The organism is Streptomyces sp. NPDC056361 (genome assembly GCF_042262805.1).
Taxonomy (GTDB): Bacteria; Actinomycetota; Actinomycetes; order Streptomycetales; family Streptomycetaceae; genus Streptomyces.
The window spans coordinates 1-7,695 of the sequence record NZ_JBHJQI010000233.1 but is presented as its reverse complement, the minus strand read 5'-3'; the positions used below and the strand labels follow the sequence as shown (position 1 = coordinate 7,695).

The following is a 7,695-nucleotide window of genomic DNA, read 5'->3' as shown; positions in this document are numbered from 1 at the left end:
CGGCCGGGGGGCGCCCCTCTTCACGTCTGTGCGGTCAGTGACCGGCCGAGTGGCTCGCCTCGCCCGTGGGCTCGGTGCCGTGCTCGCCCTCGGCGGACGCGGAGGCCGAGGCGGTCGGCGCGGCGCCCGGCGGGGCCGGGACGACGCTCGGGCCGAAGTCCTTGAAGTAGCTGGTCGCCGGGACGACGAAGGCGTTGAGGCTGACGTCGCCGGTCTTGCTCAGCTTGAAGACGACCTTCTGGGCGTTGCCGTTGCGGGCCTCGGCGAGGCCGTTCTCGACCACGGCGGAGGCGTTGCCCTCGCCGCCGATGACGACGGAGCCGAGCGCCGGGACGGTGATCGGGCCGGCGCCCTCGGCAGCCGTCAGCTTCACGGTGCCGAGCGTGCCCGGCAGGGTGATCGACTCGATGACCTGCGGCAGGTTGCCGTTGTTGAAGACCGTGGCCGAGACGACGGCCGGGCCCTTGACGCCGATCTCGGGCTGGGTGATCACCAGCGCGTTCTGGATCTTGACGTCGTCCACGGTGACGGCGGCGTTGTCCGGCCGCACTTCCAGCGTCTGCGCGTTGTTGCCGGCACCGCAGGCGGACAGCGCGGCGATGGAGAAAACGATGGCGGTGGCGGCGAGGGCGCCGCGTCGAAGGCTGCGGCTCACGGCGGCGGCATCTCCTAGGACGTACGGACGGGCTTGGGAACTAAGGAACAACTAAAGGTGTGTCAGCGCGCTTAGGTTACCGAGCCGCACTCTCCGTCCCGCACCCGACCCGCCCCTAACCGGCCGCGGGCGTCTCCCGGGCTCCCGGGGGTGCGCACCTCAGGGGCGGTCCGCCGACCCGTCCGGCGCCCGTCGTCCATCGGCCGCCGTGGCCGGAACACGACCCATTGACCTGTTGTTCACATAAGCGCCTTGATCAATTCGAGGGTCGCCGCGCATTACCCGGAGTCGTGCCTCCGGGAAATCGCGGACCGGGGTCGGCTGATCAATTACGGAATCACCCCCGGATGCATCCGTACGGGTGGTCGATCCTCGAACGGAGTAGGTGAAGAAGGCCGCTCCGAACCCGACAAATCGGGACATCGAGCCTGCCTCTAGGGGTCTCGGGTATGTGTAACGTGCGCGTTTCTCTCTGTCCACGCAGCCGCTCCGACCTGCGAATACCGCCTTCCGGAAGCCCTCCGCAGCACGTCCGTGATGCCGTTGTCAAGCCCCGAGATATGCCCTGACCTGCGAAAACGCCATTCAGAAGAAGCCGAATCCGTGTTACCCTGGATAGCCACGGAAGGGGTACCTGTCACATGACGTTCAAGGTTGGCGACACCGTGGTCTATCCCCATCACGGGGCCGCGCTGATCGAGGCCATCGAAACTCGCCAGATCAAAGGCGTGGACAAGACCTACTTGGTGCTCAAGGTCGCGCAGGGCGACCTGACTGTTCGCGTGCCTGCGGACAATGCGGAGTTCGTCGGTGTGCGCGACGTGGTCGGGCAGGACGGGCTGGACCGGGTCTTCGAGGTGCTGCGTGCGCCGTACGCCGAAGAGCCGACGAACTGGTCTCGTCGCTACAAGGCAAATCTCGAGAAGCTCGCCTCCGGCGATGTCATCAAGGTCGCCGAAGTAGTCCGCGACCTGTGGCGGCGTGAGCGCGAGCGCGGGCTCTCCGCAGGTGAGAAGCGCATGCTTGCCAAGGCTCGGCAGATCCTGGTGAGCGAGCTCGCCCTCGCGGAGAACACGAACGAGGACAAGGCCGAGGCTCTCCTCGACGAGGTCCTCGCGTCCTGAGCGTGCTCTGACGACGTCCGAGCGCGCTACCAAGTGAAGCGATGCCGCGGCGCCCGCTGGCGTGCTGTGATCCACACAGTGCCGTCGTCGGGCGCTGCGGCATGTTCGCGTACGAATGCGGAGCGTACGCGAGGCCGTACGCACACGGGCACGATCACGTGTGCGCACCGCTGAGAAAGAACCCGCACCCCCTGTTACGTCCGAACCCCTGTGCTCGGGCGGCAACGCCTCGACCGTCGTCACGGAAAGGGCCCGGTCAAGGCGGAGCGTCCGGCACGGTGAGGCCATACCCATGTCGGCCGCGGAAACAAACCTGCCGGAGTGCAACCGATGTCAGACGAAGCGCGTCCTCCTCGTACCGCTGTGGTGATCCCGGCGGCCGGACGGGGCGTACGCCTCGGCCCGGGCGCCCCCAAGGCGCTGCGCGCGCTGAACGGCACCCCCATGCTCATCCACGCCGTCCGCGCGATGGCCGCCTCCCGCGCGGTCTCGCTGGTCGTCGTGGTCGCCCCCTCCGACGGCGCCGCCGAGGTCAAGAACCTCCTCGACGCCCACGCCCTCCCCGAGCGCACCGACTACCTCGTCGTGCCCGGCGGCGACACCCGCCAGGAGTCCGTGCACCTCGGCCTCCAGGCGCTCCCCGAGGGCATCACCACCGTCCTCGTCCACGACGCCGCCCGCCCGCTCGTCCCGGTCGACACCGTGGACGCCGTCATCGAGGCCGTGCGGGACGGGGCCGTCGCCGTCGTCCCCGCGCTGCCCGTCGCCGACACCGTCAAGGAGGTCGAGCCGGCCGAGAAGCCGGGCGACCCCGAGCAGGTCGTCGCCACCCCGGTCCGCGCCCGCCTCCGCGCCGTCCAGACCCCGCAGGGCTTCGACCACGACACGCTGGTCAACGCCCACGCCACCATCGCCCTCGCCGGCGAGGGCGCCACCGACGACGCCGGTATGGTCGAGCGGCTCGGCGCGCCCGTCGTCGTCGTGCCCGGCCACGAAGAGGCCTTCAAGGTGACCCGCCCACTCGACCTCGTCCTCGCCGAGGCCGTACTCGCCCGCAGGAGGGCCAACGATGGTTTCTGAACCGACGCAGCCGACGCAGCCGACGCAGCCGACGCAGCAGGCGCGGCCGACGCAGCCGGTGATCCTTCCCCGTACCGGCATCGGCACCGACGTGCACGCCTTCGAGAAGGGCCGCGAACTCTGGTGCGCCGGTCTCCTCTGGGAGGACGAGGAGTACGGACTCGCCGGCCACTCGGACGGCGACGTCGCCGCCCACGCCGCCTGCGACGCACTGTTCTCCGCCGCCGGCATCGGCGACCTCGGCGCCCACTTCGGCACCTCCCGGCCGGAGTGGTCCGGCGCCTCCGGCGTCACCCTCCTCGCCGAGGCCGCCCGGATCGTCCGCGCCGAGGGGTACGAGATCGGGAACATCGCCGTCCAGGTCGTCGGCGTCCGCCCCAAGGTCGGCAAGCGCCGCGACGAGGCGCAGAAGGCACTGAGCGCCGCGGCCGGCGCGCCCGTCTCCGTCTCCGGCACCACCACCGACGGACTCGGCCTCACGGGGCGCGCCGAGGGCCTCGCCGCCCTGGCGACCGCCCTCGTGTACCCCGTAACCGCCCCCTAGTTCACCCCCAACCCCCTCATACGCCCCCGGTGCCGATGAAAAACGTCGTCGGTGATGGTGAACCGGGGGCGGGGCACTACCACACGCCCACTACCCTGGAGTGGTGACTATTCGCCTGTACGACACCAGCGCCCGGCAGATCCGTGACTTCACCCCGCTCACGCCGGGCTGCGTCTCGATCTACCTCTGTGGCGCCACCGTGCAGGCGGCCCCGCACATCGGCCACATCCGGTCGGGGCTGAACTTCGACATCATGCGCCGCTGGTTCGCCTACCGCGGCTACGACGTCACGTTCATCCGCAACGTCACCGACATCGACGACAAGATCATCAGGAAGGGCGCCGAGCAGGGCCGCCCCTGGTGGTCCATCGGCTACGAGAACGAGCGCGCGTTCAACGCCGGTTACGAGGCCCTCGGCTGCCTCCCGCCGACCTACGAGCCCCGCGCCACCGGTCACGTCCCCGAGATGATCGAGATGATGCGGGGCCTCATCGAGCGCGGCCACGCCTACGAGGCGGACGGCAGCGTCTACTTCGACGTGCGCTCCTTCCCGGGCTACCTGGAGCTTTCCAACCAGGACATCGACGACCTCCGCCAGCCCGCCGAGGACGGCATCACCGGCAAGCGCGACCCGCGCGACTTCGCCATGTGGAAGGCGACCAAGCCGGGCGAGCCCGACTGGGAGACCCCGTGGGGCCGCGGCCGTCCCGGCTGGCACCTGGAGTGCTCGGCCATGGCGCACAAGTACCTGGGCTCCGCCTTCGACATCCACGGCGGCGGCCTCGACCTGATCTTCCCGCACCACGAGAACGAGATCGCCCAGGCCAAGGCCTTCGGCGACGACTTCGCCTCGTACTGGGTGCACAACGCCTGGGTCACCATGAGCGGCGAGAAGATGTCGAAGTCGCTCGGCAACAGCGTGCTGGTGTCCGAGATGGTGAAGAACTGGCGCCCGATCGTCCTCCGCTACTACCTGGGCACCCCGCACTACCGGTCGATGATCGAGTACAGCGAGGAGTCCCTGCGCGAGGCCGAGTCGGCGTTCGCCCGGATCGAGGGCTTCGTCCAGCGCGCCACCGAGAAGGCCGGGGCGCCCGTCGCCCCCGCCGCCGAGGTGCCGCCGGCCTTCGCCGAGGCCATGGACGACGACCTGGGCGTGCCGCACGCGCTCGCGATCATCCACACCACCGTCCGCCAGGGCAACAGCGCCCTCGCCGCGGACGACAAGGACGAGGCCATCGCCCGCCTCGCCGAGGTCCGCGCCATGCTCGGCGTCCTCGGCCTGGACCCGCTCGACCCGCACTGGGCCGAGGAGACGGGTGGCGGCGAGGAGCTCCACGGCGTCGTCGACACCCTCGTGCGGCTCGTGCTCCAGCAGCGCGAGTCGGCCCGTGAGCGCAAGGACTGGGCGACCGCGGACGCGATCCGCGACCAGCTCAACCAGTCCGGCCTCGCCATCGAGGACAGCCCCGACGGCCCCCGCTGGACGCTGGGCAACCGTTAGAAGACGTGCCGCTCGGGACACCGGGCGGCACACTTCAGTTACAGACTTTGTACGTCAGCAGAGGAAATCAGGTAGTCATGGCCGGGAACAGCCAGCGCAGGAACCGTCGCACGTCGAACAAGAAGGGTGCGACGGTCGGCAGCGGTGGCCAGCGGCGCAAGGGCCTCGAAGGCAAGGGCCCGACCCCCAAGGCCGAGGACCGCAAGGGCCACAAGGCGTTCCGCGTCTCCAACGCGATGGCCCGGCAGGCGGCCAAGCGCAAGCCCGTCGCCCGCCGCGGCGGCAAGGGCCTGTCCGAGATGGTCGTCGGCCGCAACCCGGTCTTCGAGGCCCTGCGCGACGGCGTGCCCGCCACGACGCTGTACGTGCAGCAGTTCATCGACAACGACGAGCGCGTGCGCGAGGCCCTGAACCTCGCCACCGGCCGCGGCAACATCAACATCATGGAGGCGCCGCGCCCCGAGCTCGACCGGATGACGAACGGCCTCAACCACCAGGGCCTCGTCCTCCAGGTCCCGCCGTACGAGTACGCGCACCCCGAGGACCTCGCCGCGGCGGCCTACGACGACCACGAGGACCCGCTGATCGTCGCCCTCGACGGCATCACCGACCCGCGCAACCTCGGCGCCGTCGTCCGCTCCGTCGCCGCCTTCGGCGGGCACGGCGTCGTCATCCCCGAGCGCCGCGCCGCCGGCATGACCGCCGGTGCCTGGAAGACCTCGGCCGGCACCGCCGCCCGCACCCCGGTCGCCCGCGCGACCAACCTGACGCGCTGCCTGGAGGCGTACCAGAAGGCCGGCATCACGGTCGTCGGTCTGGCCGCCGACGGCGACCGCGAGGTCCACGAGCTGGAGGAGCTGGGCGGCCCCGTCGTCATCGTCGTCGGCTCCGAGGGCAAGGGCCTGTCCCGCCTGGTCGGCGAGACCTGCGACTTCCGCGTCCGCATCCCGATGCCGGGTGGCGCCGAGTCGCTCAACGCCGGTGTCGCCGCCGGTGTCGTGCTCTACGAGGCGGCCCGCCGCCGCATGGGCTGACCTCGCACCGGTCGTACCCAGGCCCCGGCCGTGGCGTGATCTTGACGGGCCTCGGACATTATCGAGCTGTCAAGGCAGTGTCCTAAACCCAGATCACTCGGTTAGATGAGTGTGGACACCAGAACGCCCCGGCCGGGGTTCGACGATCAGCCCGCGCTGAGCATGGTCAAGGTGGATTCCGATCCCGCCCAGGTGATCGTGAACCACGCCAGCTTCCGTGTGCGGCTCGCGCCGGCCCCGCAGCCCAAGTTCGGCGCCGGTGCCCGCACCGCCGCCCTGTCCGGAGCCGCCGGAGCGGGCGCCCCGCGCCGCCGCCCCGTCGTGTGGACCGGGAAGTCCGCACCGGGCGCGACCGGCCTCCTCCAGGCCGTACGCGAGTCGTCCGTCTCCACGCTCGAACCGGCCGTCGGCCGCGGTGGACACGGCGGTCACGCGGGCCTCGCCGGACACCCAGGCCTCTCCGGTCACTCCGGTCACGACACCGGCGACACCCAGGCCATCCCGCGCATCGACACCACGATGCCCACCCCCGTGGTCCCCGCCGACTCCGCGCCCCTGCTGCCGCCGATGCGCCGCGCCGAGGGCGCCTACGACGACGTCCACGAGCTCAGGCCCGAGGCCGCCGAGGCGTACGACCAGGACGTGCCGCACACCCGCACGGCCCATCGCCACGGCAACGACTCCGTCCGGCACGCCTACTATCCCGGCCGCCGGATGAACCTCGGCGTCGTCCTCCTCCCGCTCCGCGTCTTCCTCGGCTTCATCTCCATCTACGCGGGCATGGGCAAGCTCTGCGACCCCGTCTACTTCGACGGCGGCGAACGCGGCTCCATGGTGAAGTGGCTCAACTCCCTCCACCCCTGGGCCCTCGCCGAACCCCTCCGCGACTTCGCCCTCCAGCACCCCGTCGGCGCCGGACTCACCGTCGCCTTCCTCCAGGTCGTCGTCGGAGTCCTCACCGTCCTCGGACTCTGGCAGCGCGCGGCCGCCGTCGTCGGCGCCCTGCTCTCCGCCGCCCTCCTGCTGACCGTCAGCTGGAAGACCGTCCCGGTCTACGACTCCGCCGACATCAGCTACCTCGCCGCCTGGTCCCCGCTGATCATCGCTGGCGCCCCCGTCTACTCCCTCGACGGCCGCATCGCCGGCGAGGCCTGGCGCACCCTCGGCCCCCGCGCCGACCTCTGGGACCTCCGCCGCCGCGTCATCCGCCGCAGCACCCTCCTCGCCTCCGTCGTCGTCGGCCTCACCCTCCTCATCGGCTCCGTCCTCGGCGGCGCCGTCCGCTCCACCGAGATGGTCACCGTCCCCGGCCCCAACGACGACCCCATCAACCACCTCCCCGGCCAGCCGCTCCCCACCGAGCCGCAGCGCCGCTCGCCCTCCACCAGCGCCTCCACCGCGCCCAAGCCCGTCGAGACCAGCGAGCCCCCCGCGGAGCGCGAGGAGACGCAGGAGGCCACCCGGCCCACCGAGACCCGCCGGTCCACCCGTACGCAGAGCCCCACCGCGACCCAGGGCAGCAGCACGGGCGGCGGCAGCCGTACGCCCACCCAGTCCAAGCCCGCGCCCCCGCCGTCCAGCAGCGACACCCCGTCCGGCAGCGGCGGCTCGTCGAGCGGCGGCACCGGCGACTCCACCGGCGGCAGCACCCCGACCGAGAGCGGCTCGACGTCGGGCGGCGCGCGGAACCCGATCGGCGGCCTCCTGGGCTGACGCGGGAGCGCGTACGGGAAAGGGCGGCACCGCTTCGGCGC

The 7,695-nt window shown here is 71.3% G+C and carries 7 protein-coding genes; 6 read left to right on the top strand and 1 reads right to left on the bottom strand.

The window, feature by feature from the left end; genetic code table 11:
- Window positions 1–34: 34 nt before the first annotated feature.
- A complete protein-coding gene (locus ACFCY7_RS38725; protein WP_376490779.1) occupies window positions 35–655 on the bottom strand; it encodes a DUF461 domain-containing protein in 621 nt (206 codons plus the stop codon).
- 641 nt (window positions 656–1,296) lie between these two features.
- On the opposite strand from ACFCY7_RS38725, the gene ACFCY7_RS38720 reads away from it, so the two are divergent.
- The 6 genes from ACFCY7_RS38720 to ACFCY7_RS38695 all read left to right on the top strand — a co-directional run bounded on the left by ACFCY7_RS38720 (window position 1,297) and on the right by ACFCY7_RS38695 (window position 7,654).
- Window positions 1,297–1,779, top strand: coding sequence for a CarD family transcriptional regulator (locus ACFCY7_RS38720; protein WP_003953493.1), 483 nt, complete (start codon window positions 1,297–1,299; stop codon window positions 1,777–1,779).
- 330 nt (window positions 1,780–2,109) lie between these two features.
- Window positions 2,110–2,859, top strand: coding sequence for a 2-C-methyl-D-erythritol 4-phosphate cytidylyltransferase (gene ispD, locus ACFCY7_RS38715; protein ID WP_376490778.1), 750 nt, complete (start codon window positions 2,110–2,112; stop codon window positions 2,857–2,859).
- Window positions 2,849–3,403 carry a 2-C-methyl-D-erythritol 2,4-cyclodiphosphate synthase gene (gene ispF, locus ACFCY7_RS38710; RefSeq protein ID WP_376490777.1) on the top strand — a complete coding sequence of 185 codons (555 nt, stop codon included), beginning with the start codon at window positions 2,849–2,851 and terminating at the stop codon, window positions 3,401–3,403. The genes ispD and ispF overlap by 11 nt, the downstream gene beginning before the upstream one ends.
- Window positions 3,404–3,506: 103 nt before the next feature.
- On the top strand, window positions 3,507–4,907 hold the full coding sequence (gene cysS / locus ACFCY7_RS38705; RefSeq protein ID WP_376490776.1) for a cysteine--tRNA ligase: 1,401 nt from the start codon (window positions 3,507–3,509) through the stop codon (window positions 4,905–4,907).
- Between the two features lie 77 nt (window positions 4,908–4,984).
- Window positions 4,985–5,941: a 23S rRNA (guanosine(2251)-2'-O)-methyltransferase RlmB gene (rlmB, locus tag ACFCY7_RS38700; RefSeq protein WP_376490775.1), complete on the top strand. Its 957-nt coding sequence runs from the start codon at window positions 4,985–4,987 to the stop codon at window positions 5,939–5,941.
- Between the two features lie 105 nt (window positions 5,942–6,046).
- Window positions 6,047–7,654 (top strand): DoxX family membrane protein, encoded by a 1,608-nt coding sequence (locus ACFCY7_RS38695; protein ID WP_376490774.1) that lies wholly within the window; start codon window positions 6,047–6,049, stop codon window positions 7,652–7,654.
- Window positions 7,655–7,695: the final 41 nt, after the last annotated feature.

Excerpts from the sequence above, each read along its gene's own strand:
- ACFCY7_RS38720 (WP_003953493.1), top strand. The coding sequence starts at position 1,297 with ATGACGTTCAAGGTTGGCGACACCGTGGTCTATCCCCATCACGGGGCC.
- ispD (WP_376490778.1), top strand. The coding sequence starts at position 2,110 with ATGTCAGACGAAGCGCGTCCTCCTCGTACCGCTGTGGTGATCCCGGCG.
- ispF (WP_376490777.1), top strand. The coding sequence starts at position 2,849 with ATGGTTTCTGAACCGACGCAGCCGACGCAGCCGACGCAGCCGACGCAG.
- rlmB (WP_376490775.1), top strand. The coding sequence starts at position 4,985 with ATGGCCGGGAACAGCCAGCGCAGGAACCGTCGCACGTCGAACAAGAAG.
- ACFCY7_RS38695 (WP_376490774.1), top strand. The coding sequence starts at position 6,047 with ATGAGTGTGGACACCAGAACGCCCCGGCCGGGGTTCGACGATCAGCCC.